The sequence below is a fragment of the Paenibacillus sp. FSL H7-0942 genome, assembly GCF_045040715.1.
GTDB classification, from domain to species: Bacteria; Bacillota; Bacilli; order Paenibacillales; family Paenibacillaceae; genus Paenibacillus; species Paenibacillus amylolyticus.
In genome coordinates this window covers 2,927,071-2,943,955 of sequence record NZ_CP150279.1, presented here as the reverse complement: position 1 = coordinate 2,943,955, position 16,885 = coordinate 2,927,071, and the positions used below count along the sequence as shown (strand labels likewise).

The following is a 16,885-nucleotide window of genomic DNA, read 5'->3' as shown; positions in this document are numbered from 1 at the left end:
TTCAAGCTTTTCGTTCTTCATTCAGGCTTTTCAATCTTCATTCGGACCATTTGTATTAGATCATCAGATCAGTCCTTAAGCGAACGTAGCCACGGCTCCACTTTTCCGAATAAACGTTCCTTGTCATACTGCACATATTGATTCGCCCGATTGCGCACCGGATCACCCGCGTAGAAACGTTCATATAGATCATGCCTTGCTCCGAGTGGACTTCCGGTCAGCTCCCATGCAAGTTGAAAGAGACGAATCTTCTCCGCGGCTTGCATCGTTACTCCACCAAGATATTTGCCTATCAAAGAACCCATCATTTCATTAGTCTCAAACGTACCTGAAGGAATCTGAATCAGACCACCCGCAGCAATGGTCTTCAAAATCTCCACCGCGCGGGGATAATAGCGATTGCCCAGATTACGTGCGGTTTCAATATATTTGAATTCCGGCAGCCAGTTGCCAAATGTGTCTGGTTTGGACTGTGCTTCAGCAGCAATAATCAGTCCCTCGATAGTCTGCATCTGACTGATCAGCTCTCCAAGTTGTTCCTGCACATTCAGGAAAGAGTCCACCCCAATCTCCTTGGCAATGGATGAGGTCACGGCTGTAATAAACTCCAGTTTCGAGTGTAATCGAATGACACTCTGATGGTAGGCCAGACTGGCCGAAGCTGTATTGCAGCGAATCTGCCATACGGCTTCAGGGTTATTGTGCAGTAATACACGTTCCCAGGGTACAAATACATCATCAAAAAATAATACAGCATCCATCTCATCATACTGCGCACTGAGTGGATGTGATTTATCTGTATCTTTTGTGGCAAAAGATTCACGACACATCATGTGCAAGCCCGGACTGTCCGCGGCTACAATTACCATATGGGCCAGCTCTGGCAGGTGGCCTGGAATTCGTTGAACGGGATAAGCAATGATATCATCCGCATAAGGCGCTGCTGTTGCCACCATTTTGGCCCCGCGTATCACAACGCCCTCTGTATTCCTTTTGACAATTCGCAGCATGGCATCCTCATCTTCTCCAACAGGCAAGGAACGATTAATCTGTGGGTCCCGCTGGACAATTGTCAGGAATGCATCTTTTCGTTTGGCTTGTGCAAAATAATCCGATATTTTGTCTGCAAATGCCGGGTCATGCGCTGTGATCTCTTGTCGTGTTGCATACCAACCCGTCAGCCGGGATCGGGCATAATCAGACAATCGGCTCATCACCCCGTACGTCCGATCGGCCCACAGCCGAAAAGCATCCGCCCTGCTCTTCACGTCAGGAACTGAACGAGGCACAAGAAAAGAGCGATGCACGTAACTTCCCGTCTGTTCGTCCCAATAGGCCACGGTTTCCCTTGTCTCCGGGTCATCCACCAGATTGAACAATCCTTCTATGGTTTGAAGTGTTCCCTGAAAGGCCTGATGCCCAGTTACCTGGATACGCTCTCCGTCCAGCCATACATTCCGCTCATCATTCAAACGCTGAATGTAAGCTTGTCCACGAGACATCGTGATACTCATGATATGTCCTCCCTCTCAGGCACCGGCCTGACATTTCTGTAACTCCATCCTTCTAACTGCTTGAGAAACTATGTAATGATACATTCTGTATCTAATGAAATAGTACTGTGCCTCAGCTAGAAAAGTCAACAGACACCGAGCGATGAGTCCGGTGTCAGTTGGGCCATGCTATTTTAGACTAATTTGGAATACATGTGACGCAGATACCGCCAGCGCACGAGTGCAAAATACAAAATCTGCATGGAAGCAAACACCAAGAAGATGCGCAGGCTATATCCAAAGACCGAGAAATCAACCAGTTGCTGCAACGCCACAAAGGCAACCGAGCTGTGGATGACCGCCACCAGAATCGGCAGGAAGAACATAAGCAATAGCTGCCTTGTTACGATCTTACGGAGTTCGGGACGACTCAGTCCCATTTTGCCAATCATGCGATACTGCGCTTCATCCCGTTCTAGATCTGCGTAAAGTCTGAAATACGTGAAACTTGCTGCAAAGGTGAAGAAAACAATGCCGATCAGGCCGCTCAAAATTAGAATGATGCCATTGGTCTGCTTGGAATTAAGCCAGTCCACCACAAGCGCGCTGGTCTCGAAATAACCTCGATCGGATCTATCATTTTGAATGGATTCGATTAACTCCGGAGCGAAGCTGCGTGTACTCATCCAATCTTTTACGACAAATTGCGTCGTTCGCATGGAATAGAAACCTTCAGGCATCCCCACTTCCTCGTTATACGCCGGTCTCAACTTCTCAAACAATTCGTTGGTTACAACGTAGAGATTAATTTCATTTTGAAAAGGAATCACAATATCGGTACCAGGTGTCACTAGCCGAATCTGTTTCGACCGATTATCAATCTCCAGATTGACCTCCGCCCCTGAGAATCCTTGTTCGGCCTGTTCACGGTACTTCTTACGAACCGCCAAATTGCTTGGTGTCATAAATGACTCATCGACCTGTTTCAACGTACGTTCTTCGTACCCAAGTGCCTTCGCCAGACGGTTATAATCACTCAGTTTGATAATCCTTCCATTATTATTTTCAGGTATATGAGCATAACTGCCCTTCACGTAGGGAACTTGATGATCAATCAACGCTTCTTCAATCTGCCGAATATGTCGCTCGGAGTTGGGAGTATCCCAGTTATTCATATAACTGAATGCGTACGGATTCGACATGGACGACAACCCCGGGTCAGCAATAGCAAGCATGGTGCCAATTCCCGTAAATGAAGAAGCCGAGATGATACTTACCATGAAAAACATGATGGCGTTATCTTTCATTCGATAGGTAAGTTCAGATAGGAAGAGCAGATTGGTTTTACGGAAAAACAACCTTGGATTTCTTTTCAGTGCCCGAATGATGTATACACTGAGCTGCGTGAACAGAAAGTACGTACCTGCAATAACAACTACGACACTTGCGAGTAATAACGGAAAGGAGAAGCTTATCCATACAAAAGTGAATACTCCTGCATAACCCCCGCCAATCAACAATATGGATAACAAGGCGAGTAGACGTGAGGCTTTGGGTTCCGGTTTCGGTTTTTCCTCTGATTTCACAAGGTCAATAAGCGAACCTTTCCGTATGAGCAAGGATGACGACATCGCAATGATAACAAACAGCAGTAGAAATGCACCAGCCGTCAGGGCAATGCCTTTCAGTGGAAAATAGAATCGAAGGCTGTTCTCAACAGCCAGCATGGAGCCACAGATCAGCAGGATCAATTTGCCGAAAATAATTCCGAGTCCGATACCGGTAATAATGGAGGCTAATCCGATACACATGTTCTCCATAAACAGAAGTCTGTTCATCTGTTTACGTGTCATGCCTATGATCAGGAAAATACCAAATTCCTTCTTGCGCGTCTTCAGAAATGAACCAACGGAGTAGAGCAGGAACAGGAATGAAAAGATGAATATAATGATCTCTGCAATCACAAACCCCTGATTCGCAAGCAACGTAACCGTCCCACTTGATCCCTTTAACCCCGCTTTCAAGTCGGGATGGAACAGAAGCAATGCGTAAGTAAAAAAGATCATAACGGAAAATGTACTGCTCAGAAAATGAGCCAGATAAATTCGTTTGTTGCGAACAACGTTATTAATGGCGAACTGGCGAAAATTCATGTCCTGAACCTCCCATTAGGGATAATACATTAATAATCTTCTGGTAAAAGGCTGCGCGATTATCGCCGTAGTGAATTTCATTATACAGTTTGCCATCCTTGATAAAGACAACCCGACTGCAATAACTTGCAGCTACTGCATCATGAGTGACCAGCAGCATCGTAGCCTGATCCTCCTGATTGCGCGTTTCAAGAATCTCCATGACATCTCTTGCCGCCTTCGAATCCAGGTTGCCTGTTGGCTCATCGGCCAGAATCAGCTTCGGGGAATGGATAAGCGCTCTGGCAATGGCCGTACGCTGTGCCTGTCCTCCTGATATCTCATATGTCCGTTTGTTCAGAATACCCTCGATCCCCAACTTGCTTGCCAGCTGTTCGACACGTGTGTTCATCTCTGCTAGCGAAACACCGTCAAGAGTCAGTGGCAGCACAATGTTTTCCTTGACTGTCAGTGTATTTAACAGATTGAACGATTGAAAAACAAATCCAAGCTCTTTGCGCCGGAACAGCGCGAGTTCGTCCTGATTCAATTCAAACGGATTCTTTCCTGCAATCCGCAGTTCGCCTGATGTTGGGTGATCAATGGTTGAGATCATGTTCAGCAGCGTTGTTTTGCCACTACCCGAAGGTCCCATGATGCCAACAAACTCACCTTCCTGAATACTGAGGTCAATACCTGATAACGCTTCATAAGATACGATGCCTTTGTAGATTTTACTGATCTGTTTCACAGAACAAATCTCCATGGTTACAACTCCTTAGTGATATATGAATTCAAAATCAAGTTACATTCATGCTATGTGCATGTGTATTGTGCGTGGCCTTTCCTGTACTCTTATGACTACAGTCTATCGAAGTTTCGGCCATTCTCCTATGGTTTAACCTTTCATCAACATGACAATGTTGTAAGGTTGCATCATGAAAATCAAAAAGACGCCTTCGCCCCGATCAGGCAATAGACGTCTATACATACACTCACACTGTAATTCATACTCCACTCACACTTCTTCAACAAAAATACACACCTCACGGCCCAATCTTACCTCAATCTGTCACTTCAGGAGTTGAATGTGATTCGTACAGTCGTTCCTTCGCTGTACACGGATTCAAGATCAATCCGATGATTCATCCGTGTTAACACTTCTTTGGCAATATACAGCCCCATGCCTGTGGACTCTTTGAAATGCCGCCCGTTCTCCCCGGTGAAGAAAGGCTGGAATACCCGGTTTAGATCAGACTTCGGAATTCCGATGCCTTGATCCTGCACTTCCAGTATGATGGAGCGTTCGGCTTCATACGCACGCACATAGATCTTTTGCCCGCTGCCCGCGGAGTATTTGATTGCGTTCGACAGTAACTGTACCAGGACAAACCGAACCCACTTGGCATCGGATTGCACAACCAGCGCAGGATCTATATGTATCTCTGGATAGACGTGATTGCGAATAAAGAATCGCTTGAGCTCATGGATCGCTTCTTCCCCAGCGGCCTTCAGTATCACAGGTTCCACACTGAAATCCTGCTCGAAGGTATCCAACCGGGCCACATACAGCACAGTCTCCAGACCTCGCCTCATCTGGTCCGCTTCCTCTCGAATGCTTATGAACCGAGGATCGTCATCTTCCTGGCCTTCCACGGTTAACTCAATGACGGATAACGGTGTCTTCATCTGATGGACCCACTGGTTCATGAATGTCAGATATTCTTGCTGCCGTTGTTCCAGCCGATGCAGATGTGCGTGATACTGGCCGTATTGTGAATCCAGCAGCTTCTCCAGCGCCAGTGATAATGGACTTGTTTCGTTCAAGGGTACAAATTCCTTCAGTGAATCTATCGATCGTGACATCCGGGTATAAAAGGAGCGATGTGAATAATAACGATACACCAAATATCCGATGTACAAAAATAATCCCAACGTTACGGCATAAGCAGCCGTGACCCAATCGTTGTAACCGTCATACCAGAACACTGCAACAACGGTCAATAAGATAGCAACAACCCAGCAAGTTAAAGCGAGATGTTCACGTATAAACAATCTCATGATGGTGAAGAGGCCTTCCAAGTATTGTTCAATCGGTAACCCGAACCTCTGACCGTTTCCAGTGCATCCGTAATACCAAGCTCGGCTAACCGTTTACGCACCCGAGTAACGTTAACACTGAGTGTATTGTCATCTACAAAAGAGTCATCCCACAGCTTCTCCAAGATTGTCTCTCTGCTCACAAGCTTTGGACTGCGGCGCAGTAACGTTTCCAGCAGAATCGTTTCCTTCTTCGTCAGCTGCACTTTGCAATCACCAAGCTGAATCTCCAGTCTTTCCAAGTACACGACCAAGCCGTCCAGCTCCACCTTACGTTCTTCGTCACGTGCAGCATAGTCCCCATATACCCGGCGCAGCTGACTACGAATTTTGGCTATAACAATCTCATGCTCAAATGGCTTCGTGATATAATCATCCGCTCCATTCTCCAGTGCCATGACTTGATCCATCTTCCCACTCCGCGCGGAGATAAACAAAATGGGGCATGTGGACAGCGTACGAATCTGGCGGCACCAATAGAAACCATCGTAGCTGGGTAAATTGATATCCAGAAGCACCACATGCGGCTGTACCTGCTCAAACTGTTGTACAATCGTCTCAAAATCCTCCGCCAAAACGGCCTTATCCCCATAGCGTTCAATATGTGATTTCAATAATCCCGCAATCTTGGGATCATCCTCTATTATCATAATGGTATACATTATTGGATCTCACCTCTGGCAAAATCATAACACAGGATTTATTATCTAGCATCGATTTGCTTACGCCAATCCACAATATCTGCATTCACTTGTTTCAGATCTCCGGAAGCTTTCTGGTCATCGGATAACTTGTATTGTTGCTTCAATGCCAGGATACGATATACACTTTCATCAATTCGAGATTCGGAGATTTCGCCTGACTTCACTGCATTCATTAGCGTGTCAAAAATCGTCTTGGCACTTTCATAACTATGAGCTACCAAAAGAATGTCACTTCCTGCTTTAACCGTTGCTAGAGCAGCTTCGTCCAACTTGAAGTTCTTCGCTATTGCTCCCATACTCAGGTCATCTGTGATGACGACACCGTCATACTTAAATTTGCCGCGCAAATGTTCACCAATAATGACATCGGATAAGGAAGCCGGATGATCCGAATCAAGCTTGGGGAACAAAATGTGTGCAACCATGACCGCTTCTACCTGCTCCTTCACTGCGGCCTGGAACGGAATCCATTCAAGCTCGGCCAGTTGTTTTTCCGTTTTGTTCACGACAGGCAGATCAAGATGGGAATCCACGGACGTATCCCCATGACCCGGAAAATGTTTCACTACCGGAATAATGCCTTCACTACGAAAGCCTTTCATCTCCGCAATCCCCATACGTGACACCAGTTCTGCCGAGCTGCCGAATGAACGATCTCCGATCACCGGGTTCTTCGGGTTACTATTCACATCCAGTACAGGAGCAAAGTCCACATTAAAACCTGCAAGTTGAACCTGTCTCGCCAGCAATTCCCCCATCGTTTCAGCGAGCGCGCTATCGTTCGTCTGGCCTACCTTTTTGTTGGAAGGAATGGATTCCACCGTCTCCGGCATACGGCTGACTTTGCCGCCCTCCTGATCCACACTCATGAAGATCGGTACCGGATTGGACTGATTCGTGTCCTTGATGGATTGCACAAACTTGGCTGTTCCGTCGAGTGTCGATACATTGTTGGCATAGAAAATAATGCCCCCTACCTTTTGATCCGTAATCATCTGTTTGGCTTGATCATCCAACGTTGTCCCTTGAACACCGGCCAGTATCATCTGTCCAATCTTCTCTTCTAACGTTAATGAACTGAGTTGCTCCTGCACCGGATCGACTTCTTCTTGCGGTTCCTCTTGCACTTCTTCCTGCGGTGGAGCGGTATTCTGCTCCGGCGATGAGGAAGATTGCCCTGAGTTAGAACCAGCGTTCGAGCCGATATTTGAGTCCGTTGCGGAGGAAGGTTTCTGTGCTTGGCCACATGCCGATAAAAGCAGAACGATCCCCAGCAGAAGACACATCATATGCAGTGGTTTTCTCCATTTATTGTTCGAGGTGTAACTATAGTTGTACAAGGATATTCATCCTCCTTATGTAATGTCATCTTGGTAATTCAAAGGTTCAGGCCTAACCTTATCACAAGGTGAATGATTTTCAAAATGAGCGCTTCTGAGGATTGAATCGTTGTGCTGACATATGTGCAGCGAAAAAAATGGTTGCTATAGAACCTGAAATATGGAACTAAATGGTGTTGTGACCAAGCGCGTGCGGGACGTATGGGGATAATCAATAGGAGCAACGGTGCAGGAAATGATTTTCTATTGTGAATTTTTCATATGTTGAAATTATTAGTATAGGCAGATCAAAAAGCCGCCCAAAGGCGGCCTATTTGTTCGTTTTTGTTTTACTTTTCGTTGTAAATCGTTGCCGTTCAGTGTTAGTTCACCTTTCACCAAACGTTCTTAGGCTTCTATTAATGGAGTGTTTGCAACACTTCCGTTGTAAATGGAATGATTTCGGATAGGCGACCTTCACGAACTTTGGCAGGCCATTCGGGATCACTAAGCAGAACACGACCCAAGGCGATCAAGTCAAATTCATTGTTCTCCAACTTCTCATTTAATAGATCCAAATGGGCATCCCCTGTTCCCTGATTCTCGGTTGCTCTGTCTACAAATTCAGCTTCAAGACCTACCGATCCAACTGAAATAGCTGGTTTGCCTGTTATTTTTTTCGTCCAACCCGCAAGATTCAGCTCAGATCCTTCGAATTCCGGTAACCAGAACCGGCGTGTAGAGCAATGGAATATATCCACGCCAGCAGTACTAAGTGGTGCAAGGAATTGCTCTAATTGTTCTGGCGTCTCCACCAGACGTGCCTCATAATTCCCCATCTTCCATTGGGAGAACCGGAGCACAATTGGGAAATCAGGACCAACTGCCGCACGACAAGCTTCAATCACTTCAACCGCAAATTGGGTTCGACGTACCAAATCACCACCATAATTGTCGGTCCGTCGATTCGTCTGCTCCCAGAAGAATTGGTCAATCAGGTATCCATGGGCTCCGTGCAGTTCAATGCCATCAAACCCGATTCGCTGTGCATCCGCTGCCGCTTGGGCAAATGCCTGTACAAGACCTTGAATCTCCTCTTCCATTAATGGTTCACGTGATGGTTCACCTGCCATGCTAACCCCTGACGGACTTACAGGCTCAGCCTCTGCGTTAGGCAAGTCACCGGAACGACGTGCTGTACCCACATGCCACAATTGTGGCATGATTTTGCCACCCGCTTCATGTACTGCTTTCACTACATTAGCCCATCCTTGCAATGAATCCTCACCATGGAATAATGGAATACTCGCTCCACTAACCGAAGATGGATGATTAATGCCTGTACCTTCCGTTATGATCAGCCCCACTCCACCTGCTGCTCTGCGACGATAGTATTCAGCAACTTCTGGTCCAGGTACACCCTCTGGTGAGAATCCGCGAGTCATGGGTGCCATAACGATTCGATTAGACAATGTTAGCTTGTCCGAGGTGAAAGGTTTGAATAATGCTGAAGGTACGTTCATAGTACATTGCTCCTTTGCAATTGGAAGTGTGGAACTCCGCATCCACATGAAATGCGACATGCTTTTGTATATTGTAACACGTGTAATCCAGTTGACTGGTTTAGGATTATTTCTCTATCCATTTTATAGTTTCTTAATTTTATTTTCAAATTTTCGAAGTTGGGCGTTCAAACTACTCTTATAGAAAAAAAAGAAAGCTACCTTACGGCAGCCTCTGTTGGATCACACTACCGAAGCAGTCTTACATGCACTCTACTACATCTTAAAGTATTTTCCCGGTCACCAATAATGTGGATGTAGCATAGTATATAATCCATAATCTTCCTTCCAATTTAATTAGCATTCACGGGGATATCACTGCGGTTCACTCGAAGCAATTTACCTGATGAAGTTGATAACACATCCGGATCGGTACCCAGACCAAAGTAGAAGTCACCCTCATTCTCTTCGAAAGACTTGGCATAGGTGTCCTGGTTAAAACGTAAAATCTCATTCCATGTGGTCAGATCCGTTGATTGGTAGACCCGATTGATATACAGATTGGCACTTTGGCGAGTATACGTAAGCACATACACCTTGCCTTCACGCAACAGCACATCGGTTGGAAGCGCCTTGGTATCCGGGAGATTAACTCGCCTTGCCTGATTGATGTCGGTCATGACATTCAAAGATTTGGGCAGCAGCTGCCCATCATTAAACACGCCACCTGCTATATAGAGCAACTTGTTATTGAAGTTAACATTTTTGCCTATTTTATTATAAGGAATCGTGCCCGTTTGATAGGTTAGTCCAGGTAGCATTTTGTTACCATAGATGACAACATCCCGTTTCTCAAGCTTTTCATTAATCTCCAAAATATTAGTTTTGTCATTCCATATTTTATTGGCAGGATACATCATGCCAGATGCATATAACTTGCCATTAAGATGGAACATGGTATAAGCCCGGAAACCAAACGTATTAATGGTCGCATATTTTTGCCAAGTTTCACCTTCATTATGAGAGATTAGAATGGTTGGTTTGGACTCTGTACCCAGCGCGGCAAACATCTTGCCTTGATAAGATGCCAAATCGTATACGTGTACACCCAGCGGTAGATTGCGATATTTGGTCCACACCTCTCCATCCAGACGATAGAAGTTACCCAGCTCCCACTGTTCACTATCGGAATCATTGCCAGGAATATATAACTTGTCGTTTAGTACTCGGTAGATATCAATCTGTTCCTCATCCACATACATCTTCGTTGATGGCAAAATGCTCGGATTGCTGTTAGTCACCGACTGGGTCTTGAATTTTGCATTCGCTGTATCATAATAAATGACTGGAATAGGACCTGAATTTGGAGCTACGCCCAGATTGCTGCTATTTCCGTGGCCCAAATATATTTTGCCGTTGTACAGTTGCATGTCCCAGACGTTATTAGCATATGGTGTTTTGGTAAAAGGTCTGCCTAGCAGTTCGATCTTCGATGTTACATCGGCTGAACTGATCGGTGCATTCGACACCTTGGCAAGGCCACGTTCCGTCGCAGGGGGTTGACTCGTTGACGTGGTGTTTTTCGGCTTGGAGTTCCCCATAAGCATCCAGCTCATTCCTGCGACAATGGTCAAAATTACGGCTGTCCATTTTGTATGTCTCTGCATGTCCGCTTCCTCCTTCATTTTTTCATCATCATTACCTTCACACCAAGATGATACAATTTGTATCTTTTTATACTATGTAAAACCACCCGCACATGCAACAAATTCCGCCCTATTTATACAAAAAAAGTAGACAATCACATCTGTTGATGTGCTGTCTACTTTTTCTTACTGTCTGTGATTTCTATTCAGCTTTTACCAAAATCTTAACCTGATTTTTCTCTTTCAACAGTGCTTCAAATCCATGCTCTACCACTTCATCCAACGAGATTCGTTTGGTCACCAGCTTGTCAGCCGGGAAGAAACCTTTATCCATCAGACTGATAACCGCCGGGAACACATCGCGATATCCAATAATGCCATTAACTGTACGTTCTTTCATGACAATCGAGTTCGGGTGAATCGGCGCTTCCTGTTCAAAAATACTGACGATCATCAACTCTCCACCAATACGTGTTGAATCGATGGCTTGTTGCAGAACACGTGGAACACCGGTTACTTCATAGGCTACGTTAACGCCGCCTTGTGTACGTTGATGGATCTCTTCCACTACATTAAACTGCATTGGATCAATCACAATGGCACCAAGCTCTTCTGCTTTTGCTTTCCGTTCATCCGATAACTCCACCACATAAATATCCGACGCTCCCGAAGCTTTAAGCGCTTCGATGACCAGTAGTCCGATTGGGCCTGCGCCAAACACAGCTGCCGTATCTCCCACTTTCAGTTTACTCTGGCGCACAGCGTGAAGTGCTACAGCTGAAGGTTCAACCAACGCACCTTGCTCATACGAGATTGAATCCGGAATGGCATGTACCATGTTTTCTGCAGCAGTTACATACTCAGAGAATCCTCCTCCGCCTCCAGCGAGTCCAAGGAAACCCATCTGATCGCACAGATTGTATCTGCCCTGTTTACAAGCTTCGCAGTGTCCACATGCATAGATGGGTTCTACCACAACACGATCGCCTGCCTTGAAACGCGTAACACCTTCCCCTACTTCAACCACCTGTCCTGAAAATTCATGCCCCATAACTATAGGCGCTTTTTCCCCTGTTAGCGGATGCGGTGCTTGAGCGGGAATGAAGATTGGACCTGCTGTGTACTCGTGCAAATCACTGCCGCAGATACCGCACCATTCCACTTTTATTTTGACCTTTCCTTCTTCAGGGTGAGGTTCATTAATATTTTCGAGACGTAAATCTTTGACTCCATGCCAACGTAATGCTTTCATTCATTTCATCTCCCAGATCATAATTTGTGATATAATCGGAAACGTTTCCGTAAATTAAATATGTCACATTTTAGATACGCTGTCAAACATATTTCTCCATTAATATGTCTATTTCGTGATCATATCGAGTTCATTTTAGAATGCTTATACTTTAATTCAAGTTATCTTAGCGGTATTACAAACGATGTAATCCTTGTTATTAACATATATTATGGCAAATATTATTGTAGTCCCATTGAAATTAAATCAGCCCTCGCCATAAATCTGGTCCTTTCACGGGATACTTCATTGTTCAAATGTTATAATCAAGTTATATAACTATCGTGAAGTTCATACATATTCCTAATAATTCGGAATCGTTTCCGATAAAGTGAGGTAAGCGTACATTGAGGAAAGAACAGAAACTTACGATCAAGGACGTTGCAGAGCGTGCCGGCGTCGGCATCGCTACCGTATCCCGGGCCATCAACAATTCAGAAGGCATCAGCAGTAAAACACGGGATAAAGTGATGCAGGCCATTGAAGAACTGGGGTTTGTACCCAACACCTCGGCACAGAGTCTGAAAATCCGGCAAACGCACCAGATCGCGCTTGTAGTACCCGACATACGTAACGCCATCATTCCGGAAATCTCCTGGTCTGTAGAGCAAACGGCGAAGCAGCATGGGTACCATGTCGTGCAGATCAATACGGCAGGCAATGCCAGAACCGAGTTGGAAACCATTCGTAATGTCAAAAAATTGCATGTAGACGGACTGATCTTCATGCCTCTGGCGTACCCCAAAACGTTACCCGGACTGATTGATAAAGCGCCGCTCCCTATCTCCATGATTAATTACGGCAAAAAACTGGAACCGGGCATGAAGGCAGATATCGTCTCTCTGTCTCAACCTGAAGGCAAACTGGTAATGGAACATCTGTTCAAAATTGGCCGGACTCGAATCGCTTATGCGGGAGCACCGAAGGACATTATTGAAGAACGCTTTCGTGCGTATGAGCAAGCTGTAGGTCACGTGGACATCTCGCTCGTCTACTTTGGTGAGGACTTTTCATTAAATACAGGTGCCAATGCTGCAGATTATTTCTATGGACTTACACATATGCCAGATGCTGTCTATGCCATTAATGATATGGTTGCCATCGGATTGGTTAATCGGTTCAAGGAGTTAGGGGTTCGTGTACCTGAAGATGTGGCAGTTGTGGGTGTCGATAACAATCAATGGACAACCGTCACGTCTCCTCAGATTAGTTCCGTCTCCATTATGGGCGAAGAAGTCGCCAGACTTGCTACCGAGCTGTTGTTAAAACGAATTCGGGAGATGAGCACGACCGATTACGAACACATCCAATTTGAACCACGCTTAATCGTTCGTGAATCAAGCGTAGCCATGATTCATTCTTCCCAGCGAGGGCCACGCAGTTAAATTTGGTGAGGGGGATGGGTCACCAGGATAGGATGTATTTTACATCCGTCCCTTCATTTGTTTTCTACACAGATATACTAAAAAGGTGTTGCTCAGGTCTAACTCTTTCCTGGCAGCACCTTATTTGTCGTTGATTATATATAACTATAGCAGAGTCATACTCCGCATACGTTCATTCTAAGAAAGCAGTTGCCTGATCGGTGTTCCCTTCAGGAACATCGCTATATTCTCTACGGTATGATTATAATAGATCTCATAATTCCCACGAGTCACATAACCCAGATGCGGTGTGGCCAGAACGTTGGGCAATGTTCGCATCACATGGTTAACCGGTAGCGGTTCCTGCTCATATACATCCAGACCTGCACCAGCAATCACACCACGCTGCAATGCCTCCACCATAGCTTCCTGATCGACAATGCCCGCTCGCGACGTATTGATGAGTAGCGCACTCGATTTCATTAGTTGAAATTCGGCTTGTCCGATCAGATTCCGCGTACGATCACTTAACACCAGATGAATGGATACGATGTCGCTCTGTGCAAGCAGTTGCTCCTTGGTCTCGGCCCAGATCACACCATGTTTTCCGGCTTTCTCTTGTGTCAGATTCTCGCTCCAGGCCATCACATTCATACCGAATGCTCGTGCAATCTCAGCCATACGAGTACCTATTTTGCCCAAACCAAGCAATCCAAGTGTTCTCCCATGCAAATCCAACCCTACAGTGCTCTGCCAGTTTCGATTGGAGCGAAGTGCATTATTTTCCGTAACCAGTTGTCTGGACAGCCCCAGAATCAGTGCCCATGTAAGCTCCGTCGGCGGATTAGAGCTTCCCTCAGTTCCACACACAATGATGCCGTTCTGCTCTGCAGCCTTGAGATCTATCGACGCGTTGCGCATACCACTTGTAATCAGAAGTTTTAGCTTAGGGAGCTGCGAAATGACCTTCTCTGGAAACGGTGTACGTTCCCGCATCAGGACCACAATATCAAAATCCTGCAATTCCTGAATGACTTTTTCTTCCGAGCCCATATAGTTGTTGAATGTCTGAATCTCCACCTGATCCCTCAACGGACCCCAATCCGCCGACGTCAGCGCAACGTTCTGATAATCATCCAAAACAGCACAGCGCAACTTCGTATTCATTTCTGATCCCCTCCTATATCTGCTCAATTCTTAAATATATTGTAGCAACTCCGCATCACTTTAAACAGAATAAATACCTATTACTGCAGCAAAGACAGCGTAACCTGGATGCTCTGCTCTACAAACAAGCGGTCCGGTCCTGATTTCATCAGTACGGTCAGTCCAATCATGGATACAACCAGAGACTGTGCGACCGCACTCGCGTTCATGTCAGTAGACAACTCCCCGTTCTGTTGCCCTCGTTCTATCGTTTCTTTGAAAAGAACACCCAGGTACATCTGATGCTCCCGTGTAAGGACAGCGAATTTGGGATCACGTGGAGCCAGCTCAACCATCGTATTAATGCAAAAACAGCCGTGACTAGGCTCGGTCACACTCCCCTCTGCTCCAATATGTTCAAACAATCCACGAAAGGCTTCCCGCACGGAGGAGCCCTGTTGAAGTCTGGCTCTGACTTGAGCCGCATGCTGAGTGGTATACCTGCGAAGTGCTGTTTCAAATAATTCCTTTTTATCGCCAAAAGCCGCATACAGACTGGGACGTTGTATGCCCATTGCGGTCGTCAAATCATTTAAAGATGCCGCTTCGAACCCTTTGTCCCAAAACGTATGCATCGCTGCATCGAGTGCTTTATCCGTATCAAATTCCCGTTGTCTAACCATACAATCCACCTCTTTATGTATCGATCAGTATGTTTATATATTTTAACCTCACTCTTATTACAAAGTCAAAACCTAATAACCGGAAAGGCGTGTTCAGCTATAAATGAATCGAAAAATCTGGAATAGAAGCGATCGCATCGTTATTTATCGTCGTATTCTCTGGTAAATAATCTTCAATTTAACCCTCACCCATTTCTCTGTTGACAAAATTCACGCAAATAAAGTATGTTTATCCCGAAACATAACATACCAATCAGTACAGAATAGAAAGGTGGCATCCATTATGCAAACTTCTTCTCCAGATGCACAATTATCCAATAAGGATCGTCCTGCCATGTCACGGTTAGTTGCTCTTCTTTTTGCCGTGTGCAGCGGACTTGCGGTCGCCAATATCTATTATGCTCAGCCTTTGCTGGACTCCATCGCTCAAGAATTCAGCCTCTCTCCATCATCCATAGGGATTGTCATCACAGTGACTCAAATATGTTATGCCTTGGGGCTGTTCCTTCTTGTTCCGCTTGGTGACCTCTTAAATCGCTGCAAGCTGATCATCATTCAAATGCTCTTATCCGTACTTGCACTGGTTCTCGTAGGAACCGCACAATCTAGTTCCCTGTTGTTCATGGGGATGGCTGTCGTAGGTCTACTCGCGGTCATTACGCAAACGCTCGTTGCCTTTGCTGCACACTTGGCAGCCCCGTCCGAACGTGGTCGCATTGTCGGGCAGGTAACCAGCGGAATCGTCATTGGTATTTTACTTGCACGAACGGTTGCAGGTACGCTGAACGATTGGTTCGGGTGGAGATCGGTATATCTCTTCTCCGCCAGCCTTACATTACTCGGAATTGTCGCCTTATTTTTTGTTCTCCCAAGGCAACAATCCCCACAAGTAAAACAAAGCTACTTCCAATTACTCGGTTCCGTCTTGCAACTGTACCGTGAGTTGCGTGTGTTACGAGTACGAGGTGTGCTGGCCATGCTGATTTTTACAGCCTTCAGCATCTTGTGGACTTCTATGGTACTGCCACTTAGTGCCCCCCCACTGTCCCTATCTCATACAGTCATAGGTGCATTCGGTCTCGCTGGAGCGGCGGGAGCATTGGCTGCTGCCCGTGCAGGTAAACTTGCCGACCGGGGCCTTGGGCAGAAAACAACCGGTATCGCCCTTGTCATTCTACTCTTGTCCTGGCTGCCCATCGGTTATGTCCATCATTCTCTCTGGTTTCTGATCCTGGGCGTTATCCTGCTCGATCTCGCCGTTCAGGCCGTACATGTTACCAACCAGAGCCTGATCTACGAAGTTCGTCCCGAAGCTCAGAGCCGCCTGACGGCAGCTTATATGATCTTTTATTCCATCGGCAGTGCAACCGGCTCCATCGTTTCTACCCAAGTGTATGCATGGGCGGGCTGGACAGCCGTTTGCTGGTTAGGTGCTGGCGTTAGTGCAGCAGCCCTTGTGTTCTGGATGATCGATCGTTATATGCATCGGAATCTCGATCGTTGAA

13 protein-coding genes are annotated in these 16,885 nt (G+C 46.0%); 2 read left to right on the top strand and 11 right to left on the bottom strand.

Annotated elements, in window-relative coordinates; genetic code table 11:
- Positions 1 to 68 precede the first annotated feature (68 nt).
- From MHI48_RS13345 to MHI48_RS13305, 9 genes are all read right to left on the bottom strand, one after another.
- The gene (locus MHI48_RS13345; RefSeq protein ID WP_083677382.1) at positions 69 to 1,514 is read right to left on the bottom strand and encodes a 4-hydroxyphenylacetate 3-hydroxylase family protein; all 1,446 of its coding nucleotides are present in this window, start codon (positions 1,512 to 1,514) and stop codon (positions 69 to 71) included.
- A 173-nt stretch (positions 1,515 to 1,687) separates the two neighbouring features.
- Positions 1,688 to 3,646 carry an ABC transporter permease gene (locus MHI48_RS13340; protein ID WP_076327872.1) on the bottom strand — a complete coding sequence of 653 codons (1,959 nt, stop codon included), beginning with the start codon at positions 3,644 to 3,646 and terminating at the stop codon, positions 1,688 to 1,690.
- Entirely contained in the window at positions 3,621 to 4,391 is a 771-nt protein-coding gene (locus tag MHI48_RS13335; protein ID WP_036608600.1) for an ABC transporter ATP-binding protein, read from the bottom strand. Before MHI48_RS13335 ends, MHI48_RS13340 begins: the two co-directional genes overlap by 26 nt.
- Before the next feature lie 311 nt (positions 4,392 to 4,702).
- The gene (locus MHI48_RS13330) at positions 4,703 to 5,686 is read right to left on the bottom strand and encodes a HAMP domain-containing sensor histidine kinase (protein WP_083677381.1); all 984 of its coding nucleotides are present in this window, start codon (positions 5,684 to 5,686) and stop codon (positions 4,703 to 4,705) included.
- Positions 5,683 to 6,387, bottom strand: coding sequence for a response regulator transcription factor (locus MHI48_RS13325; protein ID WP_076327871.1), 705 nt, complete (start codon positions 6,385 to 6,387; stop codon positions 5,683 to 5,685). The genes MHI48_RS13330 and MHI48_RS13325 overlap by 4 nt, the downstream gene beginning before the upstream one ends.
- Before the next feature lie 41 nt (positions 6,388 to 6,428).
- A complete protein-coding gene (gene nagZ / locus MHI48_RS13320; protein WP_245838105.1) occupies positions 6,429 to 7,769 on the bottom strand; it encodes a beta-N-acetylhexosaminidase in 1,341 nt (446 codons plus the stop codon).
- 398 nt (positions 7,770 to 8,167) lie between these two features.
- A complete protein-coding gene (locus MHI48_RS13315; protein WP_083677380.1) occupies positions 8,168 to 9,271 on the bottom strand; it encodes an NADH:flavin oxidoreductase in 1,104 nt (367 codons plus the stop codon).
- A gap of 332 nt (positions 9,272 to 9,603) precedes the next feature.
- Positions 9,604 to 10,917 carry a hypothetical protein gene (locus MHI48_RS13310; RefSeq protein WP_076327870.1) on the bottom strand — a complete coding sequence of 438 codons (1,314 nt, stop codon included), beginning with the start codon at positions 10,915 to 10,917 and terminating at the stop codon, positions 9,604 to 9,606.
- Positions 10,918 to 11,098: 181 nt separating this feature from the next.
- Complete coding sequence (locus tag MHI48_RS13305; RefSeq protein WP_076327869.1) at positions 11,099 to 12,148, bottom strand: 2,3-butanediol dehydrogenase; 1,050 nt, start codon at positions 12,146 to 12,148, stop codon at positions 11,099 to 11,101.
- A 386-nt stretch (positions 12,149 to 12,534) separates the two neighbouring features.
- On the opposite strand from MHI48_RS13305, the gene MHI48_RS13300 reads away from it, so the two are divergent.
- Entirely contained in the window at positions 12,535 to 13,572 is a 1,038-nt protein-coding gene (locus MHI48_RS13300) for a LacI family DNA-binding transcriptional regulator (protein ID WP_076327868.1), read from the top strand.
- A 177-nt stretch (positions 13,573 to 13,749) separates the two neighbouring features.
- On the opposite strand, the gene MHI48_RS13295 is transcribed toward MHI48_RS13300, so the two are convergent.
- The gene (locus tag MHI48_RS13295; protein WP_076327867.1) at positions 13,750 to 14,718 is read right to left on the bottom strand and encodes a D-2-hydroxyacid dehydrogenase family protein; all 969 of its coding nucleotides are present in this window, start codon (positions 14,716 to 14,718) and stop codon (positions 13,750 to 13,752) included.
- Between the two features lie 80 nt (positions 14,719 to 14,798).
- The gene (locus tag MHI48_RS13290; RefSeq protein ID WP_405144272.1) at positions 14,799 to 15,380 is read right to left on the bottom strand and encodes a TetR/AcrR family transcriptional regulator; all 582 of its coding nucleotides are present in this window, start codon (positions 15,378 to 15,380) and stop codon (positions 14,799 to 14,801) included.
- 283 nt (positions 15,381 to 15,663) lie between these two features.
- On the opposite strand from MHI48_RS13290, the gene MHI48_RS13285 reads away from it, so the two are divergent.
- Entirely contained in the window at positions 15,664 to 16,884 is a 1,221-nt protein-coding gene (locus MHI48_RS13285; protein WP_405144270.1) for an MFS transporter, read from the top strand.
- Position 16,885 lies beyond the last annotated feature (1 nt).